General features: G+C 60.6%; 22 protein-coding genes. 15 read left to right on the top strand and 7 right to left on the bottom strand.

The genetic code is table 11. The features are described from left to right. Nucleotides 1-77: 77 nt before the first annotated feature. The 8 genes from ABIE63_RS03835 to ABIE63_RS03800 all read left to right on the top strand — a co-directional run bounded on the left by ABIE63_RS03835 (nt 78) and on the right by ABIE63_RS03800 (nt 11,095). Nucleotides 78-4,922 carry an NAD-glutamate dehydrogenase domain-containing protein gene (locus ABIE63_RS03835; protein WP_354502959.1) on the top strand — a complete coding sequence of 1,615 codons (4,845 nt, stop codon included), beginning with the start codon at nt 78-80 and terminating at the stop codon, nt 4,920-4,922. 4 nt (nt 4,923-4,926) lie between these two features. Then, complete coding sequence (locus tag ABIE63_RS03830) at nt 4,927-5,571, top strand: methyltransferase domain-containing protein (RefSeq protein ID WP_354502957.1); 645 nt, start codon at nt 4,927-4,929, stop codon at nt 5,569-5,571. A gap of 83 nt (nt 5,572-5,654) precedes the next feature. Beyond that, on the top strand, nt 5,655-6,128 hold the full coding sequence (locus ABIE63_RS03825; protein WP_354502955.1) for a DUF1203 domain-containing protein: 474 nt from the start codon (nt 5,655-5,657) through the stop codon (nt 6,126-6,128). A gap of 254 nt (nt 6,129-6,382) precedes the next feature. Continuing rightward, nucleotides 6,383-6,775, top strand: coding sequence for a succinate dehydrogenase, cytochrome b556 subunit (sdhC, locus tag ABIE63_RS03820; RefSeq protein WP_354502953.1), 393 nt, complete (start codon nt 6,383-6,385; stop codon nt 6,773-6,775). A 4-nt stretch (nt 6,776-6,779) separates the two neighbouring features. Then, on the top strand, nt 6,780-7,154 hold the full coding sequence (sdhD, locus tag ABIE63_RS03815) for a succinate dehydrogenase, hydrophobic membrane anchor protein (RefSeq protein ID WP_183414623.1): 375 nt from the start codon (nt 6,780-6,782) through the stop codon (nt 7,152-7,154). 10 nt (nt 7,155-7,164) lie between these two features. Beyond that, the gene (gene sdhA / locus ABIE63_RS03810) at nt 7,165-8,994 is read left to right on the top strand and encodes a succinate dehydrogenase flavoprotein subunit (RefSeq protein WP_354502951.1); all 1,830 of its coding nucleotides are present in this window, start codon (nt 7,165-7,167) and stop codon (nt 8,992-8,994) included. A gap of 42 nt (nt 8,995-9,036) precedes the next feature. Beyond that, nucleotides 9,037-9,816: a succinate dehydrogenase iron-sulfur subunit gene (locus ABIE63_RS03805; protein WP_354502949.1), complete on the top strand. Its 780-nt coding sequence runs from the start codon at nt 9,037-9,039 to the stop codon at nt 9,814-9,816. Between the two features lie 523 nt (nt 9,817-10,339). After that, entirely contained in the window at nt 10,340-11,095 is a 756-nt protein-coding gene (locus ABIE63_RS03800) for an SDR family oxidoreductase (RefSeq protein WP_354502947.1), read from the top strand. On the opposite strand, the gene ABIE63_RS03795 is transcribed toward ABIE63_RS03800, so the two are convergent. Continuing rightward, nucleotides 11,067-11,597: a DUF2244 domain-containing protein gene (locus ABIE63_RS03795; protein ID WP_354502945.1), complete on the bottom strand. Its 531-nt coding sequence runs from the start codon at nt 11,595-11,597 to the stop codon at nt 11,067-11,069. The genes ABIE63_RS03800 and ABIE63_RS03795 overlap by 29 nt on opposite strands. 82 nt (nt 11,598-11,679) lie before the next feature. Between ABIE63_RS03795 and nth the strand changes: the two genes are divergently transcribed. After that, the gene (gene nth / locus ABIE63_RS03790; protein WP_354502941.1) at nt 11,680-12,360 is read left to right on the top strand and encodes an endonuclease III; all 681 of its coding nucleotides are present in this window, start codon (nt 11,680-11,682) and stop codon (nt 12,358-12,360) included. A gap of 10 nt (nt 12,361-12,370) precedes the next feature. Here the strand turns inward: nth and ABIE63_RS03785 are convergent, their stop codons facing one another. From ABIE63_RS03785 to ABIE63_RS03775, 3 genes are read right to left on the bottom strand one after another with little or no spacing between them, the layout of a single operon-like run. Further along, nucleotides 12,371-12,784 carry a hypothetical protein gene (locus ABIE63_RS03785; RefSeq protein ID WP_354502939.1) on the bottom strand — a complete coding sequence of 138 codons (414 nt, stop codon included), beginning with the start codon at nt 12,782-12,784 and terminating at the stop codon, nt 12,371-12,373. 5 nt (nt 12,785-12,789) lie between these two features. Further along, entirely contained in the window at nt 12,790-13,422 is a 633-nt protein-coding gene (locus ABIE63_RS03780) for a polymer-forming cytoskeletal protein (protein ID WP_354502937.1), read from the bottom strand. Between the two features lie 56 nt (nt 13,423-13,478). Continuing rightward, nucleotides 13,479-14,189, bottom strand: a complete 711-nt coding sequence (locus ABIE63_RS03775; RefSeq protein ID WP_354502935.1) for an EI24 domain-containing protein — start codon at nt 14,187-14,189, stop codon at nt 13,479-13,481. A gap of 180 nt (nt 14,190-14,369) precedes the next feature. Here ABIE63_RS03775 and ABIE63_RS03770 point away from each other — a divergent pair, with 180 nt between their 5' ends. The 3 genes from ABIE63_RS03770 to ABIE63_RS03760 are packed head-to-tail and all read left to right on the top strand — an operon-like array spanning nt 14,370 to nt 18,601. Continuing rightward, a complete protein-coding gene (locus ABIE63_RS03770; RefSeq protein ID WP_354502933.1) occupies nt 14,370-15,368 on the top strand; it encodes an adenosine kinase in 999 nt (332 codons plus the stop codon). Nucleotides 15,369-15,387: 19 nt separating this feature from the next. After that, on the top strand, nt 15,388-17,220 hold the full coding sequence (typA, locus tag ABIE63_RS03765) for a translational GTPase TypA (protein WP_354502931.1): 1,833 nt from the start codon (nt 15,388-15,390) through the stop codon (nt 17,218-17,220). After that, on the top strand, nt 17,210-18,601 hold the full coding sequence (locus tag ABIE63_RS03760) for an MFS transporter (RefSeq protein WP_354502929.1): 1,392 nt from the start codon (nt 17,210-17,212) through the stop codon (nt 18,599-18,601). The genes typA and ABIE63_RS03760 overlap by 11 nt, the downstream gene beginning before the upstream one ends. On the opposite strand, the gene ABIE63_RS03755 is transcribed toward ABIE63_RS03760, so the two are convergent. Together ABIE63_RS03755 and ABIE63_RS03750 are read right to left on the bottom strand one after the other, a co-directional pair. Continuing rightward, entirely contained in the window at nt 18,534-19,805 is a 1,272-nt protein-coding gene (locus ABIE63_RS03755; protein WP_354502927.1) for an O-antigen ligase family protein, read from the bottom strand. The genes ABIE63_RS03760 and ABIE63_RS03755 overlap by 68 nt on opposite strands. Nucleotides 19,806-19,890: 85 nt before the next feature. Then, nucleotides 19,891-20,706 carry a hypothetical protein gene (locus tag ABIE63_RS03750; RefSeq protein WP_354502925.1) on the bottom strand — a complete coding sequence of 272 codons (816 nt, stop codon included), beginning with the start codon at nt 20,704-20,706 and terminating at the stop codon, nt 19,891-19,893. 77 nt (nt 20,707-20,783) lie between these two features. Between ABIE63_RS03750 and ABIE63_RS03745 the strand changes: the two genes are divergently transcribed. Then, complete coding sequence (locus ABIE63_RS03745; RefSeq protein ID WP_183414608.1) at nt 20,784-21,677, top strand: SDR family oxidoreductase; 894 nt, start codon at nt 20,784-20,786, stop codon at nt 21,675-21,677. On the opposite strand, the gene ABIE63_RS03740 is transcribed toward ABIE63_RS03745, so the two are convergent. Further along, a complete protein-coding gene (locus ABIE63_RS03740) occupies nt 21,660-22,436 on the bottom strand; it encodes an alpha/beta fold hydrolase (RefSeq protein WP_354502923.1) in 777 nt (258 codons plus the stop codon). The genes ABIE63_RS03745 and ABIE63_RS03740 overlap by 18 nt on opposite strands. A gap of 67 nt (nt 22,437-22,503) precedes the next feature. On the opposite strand from ABIE63_RS03740, the gene ABIE63_RS03735 reads away from it, so the two are divergent. Beyond that, the gene (locus tag ABIE63_RS03735; RefSeq protein WP_354502921.1) at nt 22,504-23,679 is read left to right on the top strand and encodes a glycosyltransferase family 4 protein; all 1,176 of its coding nucleotides are present in this window, start codon (nt 22,504-22,506) and stop codon (nt 23,677-23,679) included. A 169-nt stretch (nt 23,680-23,848) separates the two neighbouring features. After that, nucleotides 23,849-25,771, top strand: coding sequence for a threonine--tRNA ligase (gene thrS, locus ABIE63_RS03730; protein ID WP_354502919.1), 1,923 nt, complete (start codon nt 23,849-23,851; stop codon nt 25,769-25,771). Nucleotides 25,772-25,829: the final 58 nt, after the last annotated feature.

The raw sequence follows: 25,829 nt of genomic DNA, 5'->3' as shown, positions 1-25,829 counted from the left end.
GTTGGAAAGTGGTCCGGATCGCCGGGAAAAGTGTCCGGGGCCCATCCAGTTTGCGGTTATGAAGCGGAGGGAAAGTCATGGCCAAACGGGCCGAGCAGCTCAAGGAAGAGCTGGTTGAGAAGGTTGTAGCATTGGTTCGTGAGCGCGTGGCGGCGGATCGCGCGACGGAGACGGAGCGGTTTGTGCGGGCGTTCTACAGCACCGTGCCGGCGATCGACTTGGCCGATGAAACCGCCGACAACCTATACGGTGCGGCCCTGTCCATCTGGAACTTTGCCCGCAAACGCGCTGTTGTCGGACAGCCACAAGTTCGCGTCTATAACCCGCAACAAGAGGAACACGGTTGGAAAAGCTCCCACACGGTTGTCGAGATCATAAACGACGACATGCCGTTCCTGGTGGACTCGGTTACGGCGGAGCTGGCTAGGCATGAGGCAGATGTCGCTCTAGTCATCCACCCGATCCTGCAGGTCTCGCGGGATGCCAAGGGTTGTCTGACAGCCTTCCAGTTGCCGGGAAAATCAGCCGGTAAAGGCGCGAACGAATCCATCATGCATGTTCAGGTTGCTGAGCAGCCTGCCGAAAATCATAAAGTGATCGAGGAGCGGCTGCTTTCTGTGCTGGCCGACGTACGGGCGTCGGTTGTGGACTGGAAGGAGATGCGCCAACGCTTGCGTGACCGCGTGGCGGAACTGAAGAAAATGCCGCCGGACTTGCCCAAGAAAGAGCTGGATGAGGCCTTGGCCTTTCTATCCTGGCTAGACGACGATCATTTCACCTATCTGGGTTATCGCGAATACAGCTTCGAGGGGCAGGGCAAGAAAGCCGTAGCCCGCATCGACGAGAAGAGCTGTCTGGGCGTGTTGCGGGACACCGAGTATTCGGTTTTCGATGGTCTGCGCAATCTAGGGGACCTGCCGCCCGACGTTCAGGATTTCGTACGCCGCCCAACCTTGCTGCGGATTACCAAGGCCAATCGCCGCGCGACCGTGCACCGGGCGGTTCACATGGATACCGTGGTCATCAAGTCTTTTGACGCCAAGGGCAAGGTCAAGGGCGAAAAGCTTTTCCTCGGCCTTTTTACCTCGGCGGCCTATTCACGCAATCCGCGCGAGATCCCTGTGCTGCGCCAGAAGGTGGAAAACGTTATCGCTAAAGCTGGGTTTGCGTCCGGTAGCCACGACGCCAAGGCCTTGCAGCACATACTGGATAGCTATCCGCGCGACGAGTTGTTTCAGATCAGCGAAACCCGCTTGCTGGAGATAGCGCTCGGCATTCTTCACCTGCAGGAGCGCCGTCGCACGGCTTTGTTTGTTCGGCATGACCCTTTCGAACGCTTCGTCTCCTGTTTGGTTTTTACGCCGCGCGATCGTTTCGATACGAACTTGCGGGTTAAGTTCCAGGAAATCCTGGCCGATGCCTACAACGGCGTTGTGAATGCGACCTATACCCAGCTATCGGACGAGGCTCTGGCGCGCGTCCATATCGTTGTCAGGACTCAACAGGGCAAGGTGCCGGCCGTCGATCACGATCTTCTGGAGCAGCATCTCGCGGAAGCAAGTCGCGCCTGGACGGACTTGCTCGAAGAAGCCCTGGTCGAGGAAATGGGCGAAGAGCGCGGTCTTACGACGGCTCGGCGTTACCAACGCGCTTTTCCAGCTAATTACTCTGAGACCAACCTGGCGCGCACGGCGGTGTTCGACATTGCCCGCGTTGGCGACACTTTGAAAACCGGCAAGTTGTCGATGAACCTTTATCGACCATTGGAAAAGGCCGAGGATCACATTCATTTCAAGATTTACCATGGCGCAGAACCGGTTCCGCTTTCGGATGTTTTGCCGATGCTGGAGAACATGGGTCTGAAGGTCATCTCGGAGGTCCCCTTCGAAGTGCGTCCTCAACAGGCGGACAAGTCGGTATGGATTCACGATTTTCATGCGCGCACCCGCGACGGTCACGCGATTGACCTCACAAGAGTAAAGGCCGCCTTTCACGAGACCTTCGCCCGTGTTTGGGCAGGGGAGATGGAAGACGATGGCTTCAATCAGCTCGTGATTCGAGCCGGCTTGGGCGCACGGCAAGTCATCATTCTGCGCGCTTACTGCAAATTCCTACGTCAAGCGGCGATCCCTTTCAGTCAGGATTACATGGAAGAGACACTTTCAGCCAACCCCGAGCTTTCGCGACTGCTGGTTGAGCTGTTCGAGGTGCGTTTCGATCCGGCGCTAGGCGACGAACGGGCGAAGCTGCAGAAGGAGCTGGTAACCCGCATTGAAGAGGGTTTGGAAGGGGTTTCGAACCTGGACCAGGATCGCATCATCCGACGTTTCTTGAATGCAATCCTTTCGACACTGCGGACGAACTTCCACCAGCAAACCAGCGACAACGGCGAAAAGCCCTGCCTGTCCCTAAAGTTTGCCTCCCGCGATCTGGAGGAACTGCCTCAACCCAGACCGTTCCGCGAGATTTTCGTCTACGGGCCGCGGGTCGAGGGCGTGCATCTGCGTTTCGGCAAGGTTGCCCGCGGCGGGTTGCGTTGGTCGGACCGTCGGGAGGATTTCCGCACCGAGGTTCTGGGATTGGTCAAGGCCCAGCAGGTCAAGAACGCGGTGATCGTGCCGGTTGGTTCAAAGGGCGGTTTCGTGCTCAAGAAGTCGCCGCCACCCGAAGCCGGCCGCGAAGCCCTCTTGGAGGAGGGGATAGCCTGCTACCGATTGTTCATAAGAAGCTTGCTGGACGTCACGGACAATCTCGTGAAGGGCGAAATCGTACCGCCGCCCTATGTCGTTCGGCACGATGAGGACGACCCCTACCTGGTTGTGGCCGCCGATAAGGGTACGGCGACCTTCTCCGACATCGCCAATGGTGTTTCGGCTGAGTACGGCTTCTGGTTGGACGACGCTTTTGCGTCCGGTGGATCGGCCGGTTATGATCACAAGAAGATGGCGATCACAGCGCGCGGCGCTTGGGAATCGGTGAAGCGCCACTTCCGGGAACTCGGCAAGAATATTCAGAAGGAACCCTTCACGGTTGTCGGCTGCGGCGACATGTCGGGTGACGTGTTCGGAAACGGCATGTTGCTGTCGCCCTGCATTCGCCTGCAGGCTGCCTTCAACCATCTCCATATTTTCGTGGACCCCAACCCTGACCCGACAAGCAGCCACAAGGAACGCCAACGATTGTTCGATCTGCCGCGGTCCGCCTGGAGTGATTACGACGCCAAGCTGATTTCCAAAGGCGGCGGCGTTTTCGAACGCAAGGCCAAGTCGATCAAGCTCACGCCCGAGATCAAAAAACTCTTCGGCATCAAGGTGGATCAGGTCACCCCGAACGAGCTTATCCAGGCGATCCTACGCTCCGAGGCGGAACTGCTATGGTTTGGCGGCATCGGCACTTACGTCAAATCATCGGAGGAGTCGCATCTTGAGGTCGGAGACCGCGCCAACGACGCGCTCCGGGTCGATGCGCGTGAGCTTCGATGCAAGGTTGTCGGGGAGGGTGCCAATTTGGGCATGACACAACGGGCCCGTACGGAATGCGGCCTGCTGGGCGTGCGCCTGAATACCGATGCCATCGATAACTCGGCGGGCGTCGATTGCTCCGACCACGAGGTCAACATCAAGATCTTGTTGGGAGATGCCGAACAGGCCGGCGACCTGACGCGCAAGCAGCGCGATAAGCTGCTGGTCCAGATGACCGACGAGGTGGCGGATCTGGTGCTGCGGGACAACTACCTACAGACCCAGGCCATTTCGGTCACCCACGGTATGAGCGCTCACTTGCTGGATCGGATCGCTCGGTATATGCGGTCCCTTGAAAAACAAGGGTTGTTGAGTCGCGCGATCGAGTATCTGCCGGACGACGAGGTGATCGACGAGCGCATGAAAAAGCGCCAGGGCCTCTCGCGCGCCGAACTAGCGGTGCTCCTTTCCTACTCCAAGATCGCGCTGTACGACGAACTGTTGGGATCCGATCTGCCGGACGATCCGGATCTGATGGAAGATTTGGTCAACTACTTCCCGACCCCGCTGCGCAAGAAGTACGGGCCGCAGATTGAGAACCACCGCTTGCGGCGGGAAATCGCGGCAACCGTAGTTACAAACTCGATCATCAATCGGGCGGGTATTTCCTTCGTGCATGAGGTTGCCGAGAAAACCGGTTTGCCCTCGGACGACATCGCGCGTGCTTACACGGTCGCGCGTGAGATTTTTGAGTTGCGCGATCGCTGGTCGGACATCGAGGGCCTGGATAACAAAGTGCCAACGAAAGCGCAGTACACCATGATTGCCGAGTGCGGCCGTTTGGTGGAACGCGGCACCGTTTGGTTGTTGCGTCACGTTGCCCAGCCAATGCACATATCCCAGACGGTTAAACGCTACCGGGACGGCACGCGGGCTTTGGCGGCCTGTTTGAAAACCGTTCTGCCACAGGAGGATGTGAAAGTCCTGACAACCGCTGCGGGCCGCTTGACCGCCGAAGGTGTCCCTGAGGAGCTGGCTGAGCGAATTGCGGCCTTCCCCTGGCTGGTGCCCGCTGGCGATATCGTCGACACCGCGCATGCCGCCGGGCTGTCGGTGGAAGACGCCGCACGCACCTACTTCGCCGTCGGGCAGCGATTCGGCTTCGATTGGCTGCGGCGGGCGGCGGCGAAGCTACCGAGCGACAACGCCTGGGACAAATTGGCGGTCACGGCCATCGTGGACGACCTCTATGAACTGCAGAGCGAGATGGAGAACCGCATCCTGGATGGTATTAAAGCTAAACAGAATCCCATGCAGATGCTGGACGCCTGGACGGAGGAACGGCGTATGCTGGTCAGCCGCGCCGAGCAGATGATCGGAGAGCTGCGGGCCGCGGGCCAGCCGGACCTGGCCATGCTGGCTGTCGCCAACAGAAGGTTGAAGTCCCTGGTAGCCCGGTGAGGCGATGAGCGACGACGTTCTGAACAGGTTGGAAAAGGTATACGGCGCCAAGGACCGCGCGGCTCTGGAGCAAGAGTACGCAGGTTGGGCGAAACGCTACGACGGCGATGTGATGGCGCTCGGCTACACCCCTCATGCCCTGGTGGCGGGTATGGCCGCGCGGTATTTGCCTGCCGGGGAAGGCCCGCTGCTCGACTGTGGCGCCGGAACCGGGTTGGTCGCGGTCTTGCTGCATGCGTTTGGGCTGCGTGACCTGGTGGCGTTGGACATGAGTGACGCCATGCTAGCCGTTGCCAAGTCGCGCGGCGTTTATCGGGACTGTGTTCAGGGTGTGCTTGGCGAGCGTCTGCCGTTCGACGACGCCAGCTTCGCCGCTGTGGTTGGAGCCGGGACCTTCACAGCGGGGCATGCGCCGGGCGAATCCTTTCATGAAATGACGCGCGTTCTGCGCCCGGGCGGCGTGATGGTCGTCGGTTTGCGCGGTGATGGCGATCATGCCAAGCGGTACCTCGATTGCTTGACGGTGCTTACCGAGGCCGGAAAGCTTACCCACCTAGCGGACAGCACGCCTTGCCCGGCTTTCTTGCTATCGGCGGAAGAGGCCCATGTTCTCACGGTTGTGAAAGTTTTTCGTCGAACCGGCGCCTAGAGCGCAAGCTTCGGAGTGCGGGAAGCCGACGCGCTTGTCAGGATGAAGATCGATGTTCTTAATCCTGCTTGCCGGAGGTCACGATGACCCGAATACGCTTTACGGCTCTTGCGACAGATGTCGTTGAGACCTATCAGGCCGGTGGCCTGGACGCCAACGACCAAAAACCCGAGGTTCACATCTCGGATGGTGACGGCGTTCCTTGCCGTCACTGCCTGAGCACGGTGGCAGCCGGGCAGCGGTATTTGATCCTGGCGCACCGGCCATTTCCCGATAAGCAACCCTACGCCGAGCTTGGCCCGATTTTCTTGCACGGCGAGTCCTGCCCTCGGCACGAGGAGACGGCCGGGGTGCCGCCCATGCTACGGAGCTATCATCAAGTTTTGGTGCGCGGCTACGGTGCCGACAATCGTATCCGCTATGGCACGGGCCGAATAGTGCCCGGCGGCCAGCTGGCCGAGACGGCCGAAGCAATGCTGGCAGAAGAAGGAGTTGCCTATCTCCACGTCCGCTCGGCCAGCAACAACTGCTTCCTTTGCCGGATAGACCGGGGCTGAAGGCCCAAAGCGCCTGGCACGGGACACCTCGGCTCGGTGATCGGCGTCTTTGGCGCGGCGGTGCGTTGACTTGATGCTGCACTGCGGTCTAAATAAACTCATTGAGATGTGGTGCCTTGGACCAAGGCGCCTTTCGCTGGCGCACCACAATGCCGGCGTTCGCCGGTGGTGTGCAATTAGTCGGGAAATCCTATTGCCTGCGGCCTTCGTGGTCGCTTCTGGCATGCTGTACAAGAGGGAAGAAAGACTGGGCAATGACGAGCAACAGTAAGCGACCACTTTCCCCGCACCTACAGGTTTACCGCCCGCAATTGACCACCATGCTGTCGATTGCCCATCGCCTGACCGGCGTGGCTTTGGCCGTGGGTACCTTGCTGCTGGTTTACTGGTTGGTCTCTGCCGCGGGTGGCCCGGAAAGCTATCACGCAGCTCAGGATTTCATTGGCTCGTTCTTCGGACAGCTGCTGCTGTTCGGCTGGAGCGCGGCGCTTTTCTATCATCTATGCAATGGCATTCGCCATCTGGTCTGGGATGCGGGCTACGGCTATGAGCTCGACGTGGCTTATCTGAGCGGCAAGATCGTGCTCGGTGCGACGGCTGTTCTAACGCTGCTGGCCTGGGTTCTCGGCTATTCGATCGGAGGTTGATACTATGAGCTTGCGCACGCCGCTCGCCCGGGTTCGCGGTCTGGGATCCGCTAAGGACGGCACCGGCCATTGGTGGAGCCAGCGCCTGACGGCGATCGCCTTGGTCCCCTTGTGTCTCTGGTTTGTCGTGTCGGTCATCTCGATGGTTGGCGCGGACTACGGAACCTTCCTGCATTGGCTTTCGTCCCCTTTGTCCGGGGGTCTGATGATCCTGTTGATCATTGCGACCTTTTATCACGCCGCCCTGGGTTTGCAGGTCGTGATTGAGGATTACGTCCACCAGGAAGGCATCAAGATCGCCAGCATCATCGCCGTGAAGTTCGCCTGTATCGTACTGGGTCTGGCGGCCACGCTCTCTGTTCTCAAGATTATGGTTTAAGGGGCCAACAATGGCTGAAGCGAAGGGCAACAAGACCTCAACGGCATCCACCGGCGGAAAGGCCTACGAGATCGTCGATCATACCTACGACGTCGTGGTCGTCGGCGCTGGTGGCGCGGGGCTGCGCGCAACGCTGGGGTTGGCGGAAGCAGGTCTGAAAACGGCCTGTATCACGAAGGTTTTCCCGACCAGAAGCCACACTGTGGCGGCACAGGGCGGCATCTCCGCGGCGCTGGGAAACATGGGCGAGGATGACTGGCGCTGGCACATGTACGATACCGTCAAGGGATCGGATTGGCTGGGCGATCAGGACTGCATCGAATACATGACCCGGGAAGCCATTCCGGCCATCATCGAACTGGAGCACTACGGCGTTCCCTTCAGTCGGACCGACGCGGGCAAAATTTATCAGCGCCCCTTCGGTGGCATGACCACAGAATACGGCAAGGGTACGGCGCAGCGCACCTGCGCCGCCGCCGACCGGACCGGGCATGCCATCTTGCATACGCTTTATCAGCAGTCTTTGCGGCGGAACGCCGAGTTCTTCATCGAGTACTTCGCCCTTGATCTCATGATGGAGGACGGCGAGTGCAGGGGCGTGGTTGCCTGGAATCTGGATGACGGCAAGATTCACCGCTTCCGCTCCAAGATGACCATAATGGCAACAGGCGGTTATGGCCGCGTCTACTTCTCCTGCACCGGCGCGCATACCCAGACCGGCGACGGCAATGCCATGGCCGCTCGCGCGGGCCTGCCCTTGCAGGATATGGAGTTCGTGCAGTTCCACCCGACCGGCATCTATGGCGCGGGCTGTTTGATTACCGAAGGCTCGCGCGGCGAAGGCGGTTATCTCACCAACTCGGAAGGTGAGCGTTTCATGGAGCGCTATGCCCCCTCCGCCAAGGACTTGGCGAGCCGCGATGTCGTCAGCCGCTCCATGACCATGGAAATCCGCGAAGGTCGTGGTGTCGGCGCGAACAAGGATCATATCCATTTGCATCTTGAGCATCTCGATCCCGAGACGCTGCACCAGCGTCTACCGGGTATTTCCGAGACGGCGAAGATTTTCGCCGGCGTCGATGTGACCCGTGAGCCAATCCCGGTACTGCCGACCTGTCACTACAACATGGGCGGTATCCCGACCAACCTGCACGGTGAAGTGCTGGCGGGCGATCCCAAGGACGAGAACCGGACCGTCCCGGGCCTGATGGCCGTGGGCGAGGCCGGTTGCGTCTCGGTGCATGGCGCCAACCGCCTCGGGTCGAACTCGCTGCTTGACCTGGTTGTCTTCGGGCGTGCAGCCGCGCTGCGCTGCGCGGACATACTGAAGCCCGGGGAAAGCCAAAAGCCCCTACTCGCAAATGCGGACGAGCGGGCGCTGGAGCGTCTGGACCGCCTGCGCCACGCCAAAGGCGGCCAGGCAACGTCCGTGTTGCGCGCCAAGATGCAGCGCGCCATGCAGGATCACGCGGCGGTCTTCCGAACCGGCGAAGTGCTGGAGGAAGGCGTCAAGAAGCTTGAGGCCGTCTGGCAGGAGAGTGGTGATTTGGCGGTCAGCGACCGCTCGCTCATTTGGAACTCCGATCTGGTGGAGACCTTGGAGTACGACAATCTGATGTACCAGGCGATGACCACCATGACCACGGCGGCGCGCCGGGAGGAAAGCCGCGGCGCGCATGCCCGCGAGGATTTCCCGGATCGGGACGATGAAAAGTGGATGAAGCACTCGCTGGTGTGGTGCGACGACGAGGGTAAGGTCACCTTCGGCGACCGCCGCGTCAACCTGCAGCCCATGACCAACGAAGTGCAGTCCTTCCCGCCTAAAGCGCGGGTTTACTGAGCGCTGGACCGGTAAAGACGAGACAAGAGAGGCAAGGAAGATATGGCCGAATTTGCGCTGCCAAAGAACGCTCGCGTTCAAGAAGGCAAGACCTGGGGTAATGCTGCTGGCGCCAAAAAGCCCAAGACCTTCAAGGTCTACCGTTGGGACCCCGATGGCGGGCAGAACCCGCGCGTCGACAGCTACACGGTGGATATGGCCGACTGCGGGCCGATGGTTCTGGATGCGCTGATCAAGATTAAAAACGAGATCGATCCGACGCTGACCTTTCGCCGGTCCTGCCGCGAGGGCGTTTGCGGTTCCTGCGCTATGAACATCGATGGCACCAACACGTTGGCCTGCACCAAGTTCGTCGAGGAAGTGAAGGAAGACGTGAAGGTCTATCCCTTGCCGCACATGCCGGTGGTCAAGGACCTGGTGCCCGATCTCAATCAGGTATACGCCCAGTACACCTCGATCGAACCCTGGTTGAAAAGCACGACGCCAGCACCGGAGCGCGAGCGTCTCCAAACCCCGGACGAGCGAGCCAAGCTGGATGGCCTGTGGGAATGCATCCTGTGTTTCTGCTGCTCCACCTCCTGCCCCAGTTACTGGTGGAACGGCGATCGCTATCTGGGTCCGGCTGTGTTGCTGCAGGCCTATCGCTGGATCGCCGACAGCCGTGACGAGTTCACCGGGGAGCGTCTGGATCAGCTTGAGGACCCCTTCCGCCTCTATCGCTGCCACACGATCATGAACTGCACCAAGACCTGCCCCAAGAGCCTCAACCCCGCCAAAGCCATCGGCGAGATCAAGAAGCTGATGGTGGAACGCCGGGTCTGAAGGTTCGAGGCATGTTTTGCTGTTGCGTAACGGTGATCTTTAGCCCTAAATGATTGGCACAGGTCGGATCGCTGAACGATCCGGCTGTGTCATAAGAAGTCGGTGCCTTCCTGGAAGCAGCAACCGACCGGTGACAGTGGGGGCCAGGACGTTCCGGAAAAATGGACGTTCGTTTGGGCTTTGCGCTGATGGGTTTCGGGCGTTTCTTGCCTGTTTCCTTGGCCGGCGAGCTATCGGTATCCGTCCCGGTGTAATCCGGACAGAAGACCGCTTCCTTGAAACACCGACCTAATAGGTCGCAGTTCATCACTGAACTGCTTCGTCCCGGGCCGGTCGACTCTCCCTCTCCCTCTCCCACAGACCGGCCCGGGGCACTTCCACCGGGCCAGCCGCCTTCCTTCCTTGGTATCTTGCAACCACGCCATGTTGGACTCAGGGGTGGTTTGGGCTTGAGATCGTGGCCCGTGGCTGGGAAGCTTCGGGCAGGAGTTTCGATAAGTTAAAAGCGAGAGGGATGGTCGCGATGGCTGATAAACCTTGTCTTCTGGTGACCGGCGGAGGTCGCGGTATCGGCGCTTCCGTGGCGCGGCTTGCCGCTACGCGCGGTTACGCCGTGGCCATCAACTACAGTCGCTCGGCCGCCGAGGCCGAGGCACTGGCCAAGGAGATACAAGCGGCCGGTGGCAGAGCCGTGGCCCTGCCCGGCGATGTCGCGGACGCAACCCAGGTGGAAGCGCTTTTTGACGGGGCGGAATCTGCATTGGGCCCGGTTCGCTATCTGGTGAACAATGCGGGCCTGACGGGCCGCGCCAGCCGTCTTGACGAGGCCGAAACCGCTACAATGGAACGCGTCGTCGCGGTCAATGTCATGGGTGTGATCAACTGCGCGCGCAGCTTCGTGCGCCGCGCCTCTACCCGCCATGGCGGTGCGGGTGGCGCTATCGTCAATATCTCCTCCAGTGCCGCGACCCTGGGCTCTCCGAACGAGTACACCTGGTACGCCGCGACCAAGGGTGCGGTCGACTCCTTTACCCAGGGTCTTGCCAAGGAATTGGGCGATGACGGCATCCGCGTGAACGCGGTCGCGCCGGGCCTGACAGATACCGAGATTCACGAGCGCGAATCCGGCGTCATAGGCCGCGTGGCGAAGATCGCGCCCATGATTCCCCTGGCCCGTCCTGGCAGCCCCGACGAAATCGCCGAGCCGGTCTTGTGGCTGCTCTCGGACGCAGCTTCTTACGTTACAGGCGCTATCTTGAGGGTGGCGGGGGGACGTTAAGCGGCGCGGTTCGCCAGGATAGGTTTGCCAACGCTCCGCGCAGTGCTTGGGCTAGGTCGAGCCGTTCTTCGGCGGTCAGGAACGCCCCGATTGTAAGGCTGCGGCCGTGAGATCGCAGCAGGAGAGGGCTGTCCGGTTCGGGCGGGTCGTCGATCTCGACTTTTAGCCAAGCGGGTTGAAACCACCATTCCCACGCCTGTCCGCTGGGCCCCACGCGCTGCACGTGAAGCTGTTGCGGCGTCAAGGACAACCGCTCGAACATCCGGGCACTGCGGTAGTTGGCGCGAAAGGCCAGATAAACCAACAACACGTCGAGGCCCAGGAATCCGACTACCGGCCAGGCGCCCACGAGGAAAAAGAAAAGCCCCGCCGCCCCGCTGAGGCAGCAGATCGCTGTCATCAGCAACAGGAAACCGAGCGGGCTGAGGCTGCGGTGCGGCTCCAGCAAAGCGTCGAAGACGACTGCTTCATTTCCTTCGGGCAAAGGGTTGCTCTGTGTCATAAGAAGAGAATAAAGCCGAGAGGCGAACGGTGCCAAGAGAGAGGCTGCAGAGGGCCCAAGACTCACAAGGGAAATACGATTCATGAAGAAAGCCGATGTTGTCACCTTTTTTGACCGTTTGGCGGCCTCGATGCCGGAACCGAAGAGCGAGCTGGACTATACCTCACCCTTCACCTTGCTGGTCGCGGTCGTACTTTCGGCCCAGGCGACCGACGCGGGCGTCAACCGGGCAACGCAGAAGCTCTTTCCCGTCGCCGACACGCCGGAAAAAATCCTGGCGCTGGGCGAGGAGGGCTTGAAGGACTATGTCAAAACCATCGGACTCTTTAATTCCAAGGCCAAGAACATCATTGCCTTGTGCCGTATCCTTATAGAGGAACACGGCGGCGCGGTCCCTGCGGACAGGGAAACCCTGGAAAGCTTGCCGGGGGTTGGCCGCAAGACCGCCAATGTCGTGCTCAATGTGGCTTTCGGCCAGCCGACCATGGCCGTGGATACGCACATTTTCCGTATCTCGAACCGCACTGGGCTGGCACCTGGAAAGACGCCGCTGGCGGTTGAGTTGAAGTTGCTGAAAGCCGTGCCGGAGGATCGCATGCTGCATGCGCATCACTGGTTGATCCTGCACGGCCGCTATGTTTGCAAGGCGCGCAAGCCCGAATGCCCGCGCTGCGTCGTCAAGGATCTTTGCAGCTTCAAACAGAAGACCAGCGAACAGGACTTTGTCAGCAAGCCGCCCAAGGCGAGTCGGCGTAAGTCCTGATCGGCCGGCGTCAGTCGGCGTTGGCGGTCAGGTGCCGGGAGGGGTCTGAAAGTTCCGCCAAGCAGGCGCCGGTTTCCAGAGGGCTGGCGTCATCGTTGCTGCGCGCCTCGAGATGCACGAGCCGCTGGGTTCTATCCGGCGCATTGGCATAGAGGAATAGATCAAGCACGCATCCGCGAGCGTGATACTGCCATATCATGGCATCGGCCTCGCGTCGGATCACGGTCGGCCGTCCCAGAAGCGCATCAAGGCCGTTAGCATCGAGCCCGGCTAGATCCGACGGTGTTGCTGCGGGCTTACTTGGCGCCGGAGCCGGGGACTGCGCTGGCAAGGAGGCGCTGGGCGCAAGCGCAGTCTGTTGGCAAGCACTCACGGTCAAGGCAAGCAAAAGAAGCGATGCGAGGCGGGCGGTCGGCAGGTGCATGGGGGTCAGGAGTCCAGTTCGTTCTTGTCGCTCTTGCCGGTCAGGCGGCCGCCGCGTTCGATCTCAAGTTCAGTATACTTCGTGTCGCCCTCGACAAGGCCACCTCGCTTGACGCTTAGGCAGCCGCGAACTGTAAGCTCGCCGATAAAGGAACCGCTGATTTCGGCATTCTCAACCGTGGCCGTACCCTTGACCAAGCCGCCTGCCGCAATCTTCAACCACTTGCAGTCCGTCAGCTTGACCTCGACCTCGCCTTCGACAAACAGGCTCTCGCAGTTGCGAATCTCGCCGGTTAGGCTGATGCCCTTGCCAACGGATAGGCGCTGACCCTCGCCTTCGCTGGAATCCCTGGTGCCGGGAATGCTGGGCGCTGGAGCGACCGGCGCAACTGGTGGCGGCGATGGTTCCGCGGCGCGCGGCGCGCTCGTTGCATAGCGCTCCGTGGGGTCGTAACGCTCAGTGGGGCCGGCGAATTCCTGGCGACTTGGCGGCGTGAGTGGCAACTCGCCGGTTGTACGGCGCAGCGGTCTCGTCTCCTCACGTTCCGTCCCGGCCGGGCGTGGACCCCGTGGGTTTGTATCCCTTGTCCGCGGATCGCTGGGGCTGTTTCCGCCGTCTTTGTTTTTCTTCCCGAACATCCCCTGAAACTCCCTTATGAACCACCGGCCTGCCAGCTTGCGAACGGTCGCCGCCCTCAGGCCTTTGATGGGTTCTGAAAGAGGTGAACCATGAAGGCCGTGGCCACGACGGGCGCTATCAGATTAACCAGCGGAATGGTTAGGAGGAAGGTTATTAACGCACCTGCTACCAGATAACGCCCCTTCCTGGCTTTCCAAGCCGGTTTCAATTCGCTACGCGCCAAGCGTCGGACCGCAACCAGCTCGAAGTACTCCCGTCCCAGCAGATAGCCGTTGAGCAGGTAGAACAGCAGTAGGTTGAGGCCAGGTATGAATAGGAAAATCAGATAAAATGGCAATGCCAGCAAGTTGAGCGCAACCGTCGCACCGACCAGGCGGAGGGCGTCCAGCAGCATTTCAGCCAAACGCTGCGGACGCGCTGGCGGCAAGCCGGGATAATGCCTGTCCTCGACGGCGTCGGCTACCTGATCCAGGTAAAGCGGAATCAGAATGCCGACCACCCCCGGAAAGACCAGGAGCGAGACAATCAGCAGTGCGCCGACAGAGGCGGCGGCAGCCAGCCACTCGACCGAGCGCAGGAGGAATCCCTCCCAGCCCAGCGACTGAAGCCAGGCGGCCAGCGAATCGCCACCCCATGACAGCAGGAAGCCGAAGCCGATCCACAGCAGAATGAAGACGCCGAGCGCCAAGAGAATGCTCCACCAGACCACTTTGCGGACGCGCGGGTCGGAGAGCTGGGCGAAGGATTTGGCAAGGCTTGAGAACATGAGCAGGGGTTTAGCGCGACCCGAGGCCTCGGGGCAAGGCTCTCGCGCATCCCTTCATGATGGCGTTGGACCGAATGCCGTACCGTTGAAGGCCGGATTCCGCCTTCGCCATTGCTCCTCGGGCGGTCAGGCGGTAAAGCTGCGCGCGCAAAGCAGAATTGCGCGAAAGGAAACGACCTCATGACCCAACAGCCTTATGACGTGGTTGGTATCGGCAATGCTATTGTCGATGTCCTGTCACCTGCAGATGACGCCTTCTTGCAGCAAGAGGCATTGGAAAAGGGGGTCATGACCCTGATCGACGCACAGCGTGCCGAGAGCCTGTACAATGCGATGGGACCGGGCCGCGAGGTCTCCGGAGGGTCCGTCGCCAACACGATGGTCGGTTTGGCCCAGTTGGGGAGCCGCGCCGCCTTCATTGGAAAGGTGCGAAACGATCAACTCGGCGGCATCTTTCGCCATGACATTCGCGCGTCCGGCGTTGCATTCGAAACCCCGGCTGCGATGACCGGCGAGCCGACGGCGCGTTGCTTGATTCTGGTAACGCCGGATGCCCAACGGACCATGAACACCTTTCTGGGGGCATCCGTGCAGATAGCGCCGGAGGATGTTGATACCACCACGATTGCGGCGTCGAAGATCACCTATCTAGAGGGGTATCTTTGGGACGCGCCACCAGCGAAGGCAGCGTTCCTGCGCGCCGCCGAAACGGCTCATGATGCCGGCGGCGAGGTTGCGCTCAGCCTTTCGGACCCTTTCTGCGTGGACCGTCATCGCGAGTCCTTTCTGGACCTCGTGGCGGGGCATGTTGATCTATTGTTCGCCAATGAGCAGGAGATTCTCTCGCTCTATCAGGTGACCACCTTCGACGAGGCGCTGGAAAAGGTGCGCGGGCACTGCAAGGTTGCCGCGCTGACCCGCAGCGAGAAGGGCTCAATCATACTTTCTGGCGATGATATGCAGGTAATTGATGCAGAACCGGTACAAAAGGTGGTAGACACCACCGGCGCCGGAGACCTTTACGCTGCAGGTTTCCTCCATGGCTATGCGCAGGGGCTCGATTTGGCGACCTGCGGCCGTCTGGGCGCGATAGCAGCGGCGGAGATAATTTCCCACTACGGCGCGCGGCCGGAGACCAGCTTGAAAGAGCTGGCGAAGACGCGCCTCGGCATTAACTGAGCCACGGACTCTAAAAACCATGAGCGGACGCATCCGCAATCTGGCGATCATCGCCCACGTTGACCATGGAAAGACCACGTTGGTCGATTCCATGCTCCGCCAGTCGGGCACCTTTCGTGAGAATCAGCATATGGCTGAACGCGCGATGGACAGCAACGATCTGGAGCGCGAGCGCGGCATCACCATCCTCGCAAAATGTACCTCGGTTGAGTGGAAGGGCGAGCGTATAAACATCGTCGATACGCCCGGTCACGCCGATTTCGGCGGTGAGGTCGAGCGTATTCTTTCGATGGTCGATGGTGTTTTGCTGCTGGTCGATGCCGCTGAGGGTCCGATGCCGCAAACCAAGTTCGTGACCATGAAGGCCCTGCGCCGCGGATTGCAGCCCATCGTGGTCGTCAACAAGATTGACAAATCCGATGCGCGTCCCTTCTGGGTGCAGGATGCGGTCTTCGATCTCTTTAGCGCGCTAGATGCCGATGAGGAGCAGCTGGACTTCCCCACGCTCTTTGCCTCTGGTCGTGATGGCTGGGCGGTCGATGATCTGGAAAATGATCCGCGCGAGAATCTGGCGCCGCTTTTCGACGCCATTGCCCGGCGCGTGCCTTTGGCCGAGGGCGACCAAAAGAAGCCTTTCAAGCTTCTGGCGACGACCTTGGAGTATGACCCCTACCTGGGGCGCATCCTGACCGGACGCATCGCCGAGGGCGTGGCGCGGGTAAACATGCCGCTGCATGCCATGACCCGCGACGGCAAGGTGATCGAGCAATCCCGCCTGACCAAGCTGCTGGCGTTCCGTGGCCTCAGGCGTGAGGCGGTCGAGGAAGCGCGCGCAGGTGATATCGTGGCCATCGCCGGATTGGAGAAACCGACCGTAGCCGATACCCTTGCCGATCCAAGCGTGTCAGAGGCCATTCCCTCGCAGCCCATTGACCCGCCAACGCTGGCAATGACCTTCTCGATCAACGATTCCCCCTATGCGGGACGCGAGGGGGACAAGGTGACGTCGCGTATGATTCGCGCCCGCTTGCTGCGGGAAGCGGAGGGCAACGTCGCGATCCGTGTCACCGAAACCGGTGAAAAGGATTCCTTCGAGGTCGCCGGACGTGGCGAGTTGCAACTGGGGGTTCTGATCGAAACCATGCGCCGGGAGGGCTACGAGCTCTCCATCAGCCGTCCGCGCGTGCTGTTCCGGAACGATCCGCAGACCGGTGACAGACAGGAGCCCTACGAAGAGGTTCAGGTAGACGTGGACGAAGAGTACAGCGGCGTCGTCGTGGACAAGATCAGCCAGCGCAAGGGTGAGTTGCTGGAAATGAAGCCCTCGGGCGGCGGTAAGCTGCGCCTGGCCTTCCAAGTCCCCGCGCGTGGCCTGATCGGATATCACGGCGAGTTCCTGACCGATACCAGGGGTACCGGCATCATGGCCCGCGTCTTTTCGCACTACGGGCCGTACAAGGGCCAGATCGCGGGGCGCCGGGTCGGCGTTTTGATCTCCAACGGCCAGGGATCGTCCGTAGCCTATGCGCTTTGGAATCTGGAAGAACGGGGCCAGTTGTTCGTCGGTGCCGGTGAGCCGGTTTACGGCGGCATGATCATCGGCGAACACAACCGAGGGAACGATCTTGAGGTCAACCCCCTGAAGGCGAAGAAGTTGACCAACGTGCGTGCCTCCGGCAAGGATGACAACGTGCTGCTGACGCCGCCACGGCGCATGAGCCTGGAACAAGCGCTCAGTTACGTGGAGGAAGACGAACTGGTCGAGGTGACACCAAAATCGATCCGGCTGCGCAAACGCTACCTTGACCCGCATGAGCGTAAGAAGGAAAGCCGCCTGAAAGATGCCGTCTGACGCCAGCAACAGCAATGGACGGTCCGATCGTCGCTCTTGGAGCGAAGCTGTCACCGTCTATCGCCACCCTCGGGTGCTGGCGATGCTGTTTCTGGGGTTCTCCGCCGGTCTTCCCTTTCTGCTGGTCTTCTCGACGCTCTCTGCCTGGCTGACGGAAGCGGGCATTGACCGCGCCGACATCGGTTACCTTTCCTGGCTGGGCATCACTTATTCGATCAAGGTCTTCTGGGCGCCGGTCGTCGATAATCTCAAGCTGCCGGGATTAACCCGTCTGCTCGGCAGGCGGCGTTCCTGGATGCTGGTGGCGCAGGCCGGTATCGCCGCAGGCCTGTTTGGCCTGGCCACGAGTGATCCGGCAATGTCGTTGGCTCCCGTGATTGCCTTCGGGTTCCTGGTGGCCTTTTCCTCGGCAACGCAGGACGTCGCCATCGACGCCTATCGCATCGAGGCGGTCAAGAAGGACCTTCAGGGCGCGATGGCCGCGACCTATCAGCTGGGCTATCGGTTCGGGCTGCTGGCCGCCGGGGCGGGCGCCCTGTACATGGCGGATTTTTTCACCTGGTTTGCCGCCTACACGACCATGGCGCTGCTGGTAGGGGTTGGCATCGTCACTGTTCTGATAATTCATGAGCCGGAAATCAACAAGGATCGTTTGGAAGTCCTGAAGCTACCCGAAGTGGAGGCTTTCCTCGGTGGCCGGCCAGCGCAAGGCGGTCTTGCCGTGGCGGCCTGGCTCTATGGCGCGGCGGTCTGTCCCTTCGTGGATTTCTTCCGCCGCAACGGGCGCATGGCCTTGGTGATTTTGATGTTGGTCGCATTCTACCGCATCTCCGACATCACCATGGGCGTCATGGCCAATCCTTTTTACATCGATCTTGGGTTCACGAAATCCCAGATTGCCAGTGTCAGCAAGCTCTATGGCCTTGTCATGAGTCTGGCCGGCGCTTTTGTTGGCGGTGTTCTCGTCGTGCGCTTCGGACTCCTGCGCCCTTTGTTCCTGGGGGCCTTGCTGGTGGCGGTCACGAATCTGCTGTTCGCCACACTCGCCAGTCTCGGCCCCGACCTCGGTTTCCTGGTGGTGACCATCAGCGCCGACAATTTGGCCGGCGGACTGGCCGGCTCGGTATTCATCGCCTACCTCTCCAGCCTCACGAGCTCCAGTTACACAGCGACGCAGTACGCGCTCTTTTCATCGCTGATGACTCTGCCGGGCAAGTTCATCGGCGGCTTCTCAGGCGAGGTCGTGGAAGCGATGGGTTACCACTCATTCTTTCTTTATGCTGCGGTGCTGGGTATTCCGGCGATGCTTTTGGTCATTTGGGTTGGGCGCCTTGAGGTGCTGAGGTCGGCGCGCTTGGAAAGCACAGCCGAATCAGCGTGAGACCGGAGATAAAGGCGCCCAGCAGATAGCTCTGCCAGACGCCGAACCCGGCAGACCAGACGACGAGCAGGCAAAATCCAAGACCGGTTGCAAGCTGTACACCTTGCGGGTTCATCCAGGACAGCAGTTTGACCCAAGCCAGCGAGAATCCTGTGTAAATCACCAGCATCCCCAGAATGCCGACCTCCATTAGAATCTGCAGGGTGAAGTTGTGTGGATGAAGTATATGGGCCGGCGGGTTGCCCCCGGTACCGGCTTCCAGGATAAAGCGCGACATCCGGAAGCCGTGCCCGAACCAGGGTTCTTCCTGGAACACCCGGAATGCCTGCAACCAGATCATTTGGCGGTCGCCCGCGTTCACTCTGGCAAGTAGCTCGGAAAGCGCCCCAGCGTTTCGATCTCCTTCGACGACGGGGCCGCCCTGTGATTGGAAGTAAATCGCCGCAAGAATAATGATGCTACTGGCCGCCAGCGCAGCCATGGGCACGATCCATTCAGGGCGTCGGAAATGCGCCGCAACAGGCAAAACGAGGGCAGTGAGCGCAAAAGCCAGAGGTCCGACTACGTGCTCGCCACTCAAGAAAATCAGCGCGATCAACCATAGAACCAACCATGACTTCCGTAGGTCGGCTCCTAAGCAAGCCGCCAGAATCCACAAGAGCGGAAAGGCCGTGGCTAGCAGCTTGTAGACGTCCGATAGCAGGGGCACGGCGTTGGGTTGGAAGAGGCTGTCGAAGGCCGCCCCCGCCAGGGTGACGACGGCAACGATCAGAACCAAGGGTCGTAGCCAAGCCGCTCCGGCAAGGCGCGTTGTCCAGGTGGCCAGGATGTGACGCGAGAAATGCGGCGAAACCGCGAGGCTTCCGACCAAAAGGAGAATCAGTAGTTTGCCGGCCGCCAGCAGGCTGAAGCCGGGGTCGTTTGACCAGAAACTCGAAAGGAAAATGTAAGCGAGGGGAAGACCCAAAGCGATCCAAAGCTGCTTCACGCCGGAGCCGGCAATGCTGGAGCGGGAGGGCTCTTGCGCATTGAGAAAGAGCAGAACCAGCGCCAACGAAAGGAATGCCAAGGTAAACACCTTGGACGCAAAGAGAGACGTGAGCAGCGCGGCGGTAACCATCAGGCAAAGGAACGGCGCACTGTCGGCCGTTCCGGGCAGGCGCATTGCGCCGGGAGTGTTGCTTATTGTCTCGCTACTTGTCATGCCAGACATACTGTCCTCAACCCTTGGGTAGCTTTAGCGTTATGATGCCTGTTTGTTTTGGCTCTTGGGAAGAGTCAGCGGATCACTACGGCTTTGTGATCCTCTCGAGGTTTTGCCTGGCAGACTGGGCGGCCGCGCTTTGTGGGGCGACCTGAATCAATCTTTCCCAGTCCGCCTTGGCACCGGCTTCATCCCCGGTCAAACGCCGCAGAATACCTCGCTCCAGCAAGCCTTCGGGCAGGTCCGGCGCCAGCACCAGGGCCCGGTTGGCATCGTCCAAGGCAAGCTCTGGGGTTTCCAAGAACCGATAGGTGGTGGCGCGGTAGACAAGAATGTCGGGTCGGTTGGGTGCCAGATCGCTGGCTTTGTTGAGATCGTCCAAAGCCGCCCAGAAGTCCTTTGTCAGGGCATGGCTGAAGCTGCGATCGATCAACAACTCCACATTGTCGGGATCAAGCGTTAGCCCTTTGGACTGGACCGCCAGAGCCGCTTTGCTGTCGCCGGCCATGGTCCAGGCCTGTCCCGCTTGTCCGTAAGCACCAATCCGGAGTTCAGGGCGCATGCCGGTCATGGCATCGGCCATGGCGGTCAAGCGGCTGGCCCCCTCCTCGAGCCTGCCCATGTTCAGTAAGGCGACGCTCGCGCAGTGCTCGGCCGGCAAGCCGCCGCCCTCCTTGCCCCATGCATTGGCTTCGTTCAACGCCAACTCCGGCGTACCGAACGCCATCTTCATGCAGATGTCGTAGCGCTCGGCGCCGCCGGTGGGTACGCCGTCGCCCTGCCCGGTCGTTTGCGCCCAAAGAGGAATAACGACGGCGAGCATTCCAGCGACGGCCACGGCAAGGAAGGCTGAGGACCTGCGGAAGCGGCGAAAGGGGGAGGTGTGTATCATGGCCGCCATTACGCCGTCACAGCCCGGGCCAGTGCAAGGGGCTTTTCCTGCTTGCTTGACGGCAGCCCAGCAGCCACCCTTAGCGGATGGAGAACGCTGTTTCACGCAACGGCAACGAACGCCGCCTGTTTGTTTTCGGACTGGGCTATGTCGCCCAACGTCTGGCCACGCGTTTGCTTCCCGAGGGCTGGAAGGTGGCGGGGACGACTCGAAGTGCCGAGAAGGCGGCCGCCATGAAGGCACAGGGCATACAGGCTTTTCTGTTTGATCGCGGCCATCATCTGGCCGACCCGAAATTGGCCCTTCGTGGAACGACGCATCTCCTGATTACGCTTCCCCCAGATGCCGAGGGCGATCCGGCTCTCGATCATGAAGATGAGCATATAGCCGATCTTCAGAATTTGGCATGGGTGGGGCTCCTCTCCACGACAGGAGTCTACGGCGATCATCAGGGCGGGTGGGTTGATGAAACCACGCCGCTCAATCCCAGCGGTCCGCGTGGTCTTCGCCGGGTCAAGCAGGAACAGGGTTGGCAAAAGCTTGCCGCGCGCGCCGCATTGCCGCTGCATATCTTTCGGCTGGCGGGCATCTATGGACCAGGGCGCAATGCGCTCGAGGAAGTGGCAAGAGGCACGGCCCGTCGTATCGACAAACCGGGTCAGGTGTTCAGCCGCATACACCTGGATGATATCGTCGGCGCATTGCGGGCTTCCATCGCCAAGCCGGAACCAGGCGCGATTTACAATCTTGCCGACGACCTGCCGGCTTCGGCCGAAGAAGTAACGGATTATGCCTGCGGCCTCTTAGGGCGGCCTTCGCTGCCGTTGATTCCCTTCGAGGAAGCGGCCAAGACCATGACCCCTATGGCGCTGTCCTTCTACGCGGACAGCCGCCGGGTCTCGAACGCAAAGCTCAAGAACGAACTGCGTTACCGCCTACGGTATCCTAACTATCAGGTTGGCCTAAAAGCGCTCAAGTAAACGCTCCAATGTCATCGCCAGGCGATCCAGGTCGGCTGGTTCCGACAGGCGGTGATCGCCGCCCTTGACGAGTGTCACCTCGACATCGCTGCTTTCCAGCGCGGCGCAGAGTTTCAGGGCGTGCTCCCAGGGCACGTCCCGGTCTTCCAGCCCTTGCAGAATGCGCACCGGGCAAGAGAGGGGGATCGGGTCGCGAAGTAATAGGTTCTGGCGGCCATCCTCGATCAGTTTCCGGGTAATGACGTAGGGTTCGTCGCTATAGTCGGACGGCTCCCGGTAGGCACCCGTCTCCATAATCTGGGTGCGCACTTCCGCCGTGAATCCGGCCCACATCAGGTCTTCGGTGAAGTCGGGCGCGGGGGCGATGCCGACGAGCGCCGCGACACGCTCAGGCATGGCCAGCGCAGCCAGCAACATGATCCATCCCCCCATCGACGAACCCACCAGAATTTGCGGGCCCTGGGTCAACGCGGCGATGGCAGCCTTGGCGTCCTCGGCCCAAAGCCCAATCGAGCCGTCCTCGAACCTGCCGCTGGAAGCACCGTGTCCTTGATAATCGAAGCGCAGAAAGGCCTGCCCCCGATCGCGTGCAAAGGCTTCCAGGGCGAGGGCCTTGGTGCCGGTCATATCCGATGCGAACCCACCCAGGAAAACGATTCCAGGGCCCTTCCCCTGCAAGCGATGATAGGCGATCCTGGCATCGTTGGGACGCGCCAGATAGCTGACTTGATTGCTTGCCGGGTTGCTCGATTGCGTCATGCTGTCACCTTCTTCGATCTAGGTCCTTTCGCGGAAGACAAAAACAAGGCATAAGCTCGGCCCTATCATGTCTGAATCGAAGAATAACATCTCCGCGCCTGCTCCTGTCGAGGGGCGCCCGCCCGTCGTGCTGCAGGTCCTGCCGGCATTGGTCGCCGGCGGCGTTGAGCGCGGCGCCGTCGATATCGCGGGCGCACTGGTGCAGGCGGGCTGCGTTTCGCTCGTTGCCTCGGAGGGCGGACCGATGGCCTACGAGCTGCAGCGGGTTCAGGCTGAACACGTTACCCTTCCGCTGGGAACCAAGAATCCTGTTGGCATGTGGCGCAACGTGAAACGGCTGCGCCAGCTCATTCGCGCGCGCAACGTCGATATCATTCATGCCCGCAGCCGCGCGCCGGCCTGGTCGGCTTACTATGCGGCCCGCGCGGAAGGCATTCACTTCATGACGACCTTCCATGGTGCCTATGGCCATGGTTCGGAGATCAAGCGCACCTACAACTCCATCATGGCCCGGGGCGAACGGGTTATCGCGCCGTCGCGTTATATTGCCGACCATCTGGCCTCTGTTTACGGGGTCGGGGCCGATCGCTTGCGCTGCATACCGCGCGGCGTGGACACACGGATATTCGCACCGGAAGCTGTCTCCGCTGAACGGGTGATTCAACTGGCCGAACAATGGCGTTTGCCAGAGACGCTGCCGTTGGTGCTGTTGGCCGGGCGCTTTACCCGGGGTAAGGGGCAGACCGACCTGATCCATGCGTTGGCCCGTATGAAGGATATGGAGTTTGCCTGTGTGATCGCCGGTGCCGACCAGGGCGGCAGCCGTTTTCGTACGGAACTTGAGAAACTGATTGCGTCGGTTGGTTTGGGCGACCGCGTGTGGCTCGTCGATCACTGCAATGACATGGCGGCGGCCTACATGCTGGCCAATGTCGTGGTTTCGGCTTCCAGCCATCCCGAGTCCTTCGGCCGGACGATCGGCGAGGCGCAGGCCATGGGCCGGCCGGTGGTGGCAACCGACCACGGCGGGGCTCCCGAGCAGATTTTGGCGGGCGTGACCGGCAAGCTGGTCAAGCCGGGCGACCAGGAGGCTCTGGCTGAAGGTATCCGCTGGGCGCTTGGTCTCAGTCACCATATGCGTGAGCAGATCGCGGCGGCGGCCATTACAAACATTCGCGGCCATTTCACCAAAGAGCAGATGTGCAACGCGACTCTGGCGGTATACGGGGAACTGCTCGGGTGATTTCGCTTGGCCGGTACCTTGACAGGTCCTCTATTGTTCATAAAGTCTGCCCCAGTCCGGGGTGCAACACAGATAGCCCTTTGGGGCGGTCTCGGGGCTGGCATCATTGATGATCTTCTTGCGGTGATCGTTCCAACCCCACAACGCAATTACTGGAGTTAACAGCGCCATGTCATCGGCAGAGGTCAAGATCACACTTCCGGACGGTTCCGCCCGCAGCTACCAGCGTCCTGCGACCGGTCGGACAGTGGCGGAATCCATTGGCCCTCGCCTTGCCAAGGATGCTCTTGTCGTCAAGGTGAATGGCGCATTGTGGGATCTTGACCGCGAGCTGGAGAGCGACGCGGCGTTGGAAATCGTGACGCGCAGCCACCCGGATGCACTTGAGGTGTTGCGACACGACTGCGCACATGTTCTGGCTCAGGCTGCGCAAGAGCTCTATCCGGAAACGCAGATTACCTTCGGACCCGCCACGGATGACGGCTTCTACTACGATTTTGCCCGGAAGGAGCCCTTCACCCCAGAGGATCTGGAGCGGATCGAGGAACGCATGCACGAGATCGTCGAGCGGGACATCCCGATCAAGCGCGAAGTCTGGGACCGCGCGGCGGCGATCGCACACTTCAACGAGATTGGCGAAAAGTACAAGGCCGAACATATCGCGACCCTGGCCGAGGATGCGGTGATCACCATCTATCGCCAGGGTGACTGGCTTGATCTTTGCCTGGGGCCGCATTTGGCCTCGACAAAGCAGCTTGGCCACGCGTTCAAGCTTTTGCGGTTGTCCGGCGCTTACTGGCGCGGCGACGCCAAGAACGAGCAGTTGCAGCGTGTTTACGGCACCTGCTGGGAAAGCGAGAAGCAGCTCAAGGCCTACTTGCTTCGGCTGGAGGAGGCCGCCAAGCGCGACCATCGCCGCGTGGGTCGTGAGATGGACCTTTTCCATCAGCAGGAAGAAGCCGTTGGCAGTGTGTTCTGGCATCCCAAGGGGTGGACTCTCTACCGTACCGTCGAACGCTACATGAGCAGCCGTTTGGAAGCCGCGGGTTATCAGGAAGTCAAAACGCCGCAGCTCATTGACCGCGCGCTTTGGGAGGCTTCGGGCCACTGGGAGAAGTTCCGCGAGCACATGTTCATTGCCGAGTCAGAGGACCGGACGCTAGCGGTCAAGCCGATGAACTGTCCCGGCCACGTGCAGATTTTCCGCCAGGGCGTAAAATCCTACCGCGACCTGCCGCTGCGCATGGCCGAATTTGGCGCTTGCCACCGCAACGAGCCGTCGGGCGCGCTTCATGGATTGATGCGGGTTCGCGCCTTCACTCAGGACGATGCCCATATATTCTGCACCGAAGAGCAGATCGTCAGCGAGACCAAGATTTTCTGTGATCTGTTGCAGACGGTTTACCGCGATCTGGGGTTTGCGGAGGTGAAGGTGAAGTTCTCCGACCGGCCCGAGGTGCGCGCCGGATCGGATGCGACCTGGGATAAAGCCGAGCAGGCACTGATAGAAGCAACCGAAGCGGCGGGGCTCGCCTACACCTTGAACCCCGGCGAGGGCGCGTTCTATGGGCCGAAGCTGGAGTTCGTCCTGACGGACGCTATCGGCCGTGACTGGCAGTGCGGTACGTTGCAGGTGGACTTCGTGTTGCCCGAGCGCCTGGATGCCAGCTATATCGGACAGGACGGCGAGCGGCACCGCCCCGTTATGTTGCACCGTGCGATTCTCGGGTCCTTCGAGCGGTTCCTGGCAATTTTGATTGAGCAGTACGCTGGCAGGTTCCCGCTTTGGCTGGCGCCGGTGCAAGTGGTTGTCGCAACCATCGTGAATGATGCCGATGCTTACGCGGAAAAGGCCAGTGCAGCGCTGAAAGCTGCCGGTTTGCGTGTTGAAACCGATCTGCGGAACGAGAAGATTAACTACAAGGTTCGTGAACTCAGCCATCGCAAAATTCCGGTGATTGCGGTCGTCGGCCAGCGCGAGGCGGAAGAGGGCACGGTAGCTTTGCGGCGGCTGGGCGGCAAAGAACAAGAGATTCTTGCGCTTGAGGACGCTATAGTTAGACTAAAGGAAGAAGCGGCTCCTCCTGCATGATGCGGAGGACGTGCTGCTTGTGCGTTGCAGACAGGTGTTCTGCAGGCAATTTGCTTTA

This window comes from Limibacillus sp. MBR-115 (assembly GCF_040549425.1).
GTDB lineage: Bacteria > Pseudomonadota > Alphaproteobacteria > Kiloniellales > CECT-8803 > Limibacillus > Limibacillus halophilus.
The sequence above is the reverse complement of the archived record's forward strand: the minus strand, read 5'-3'. Positions and strand labels throughout refer to the sequence as shown.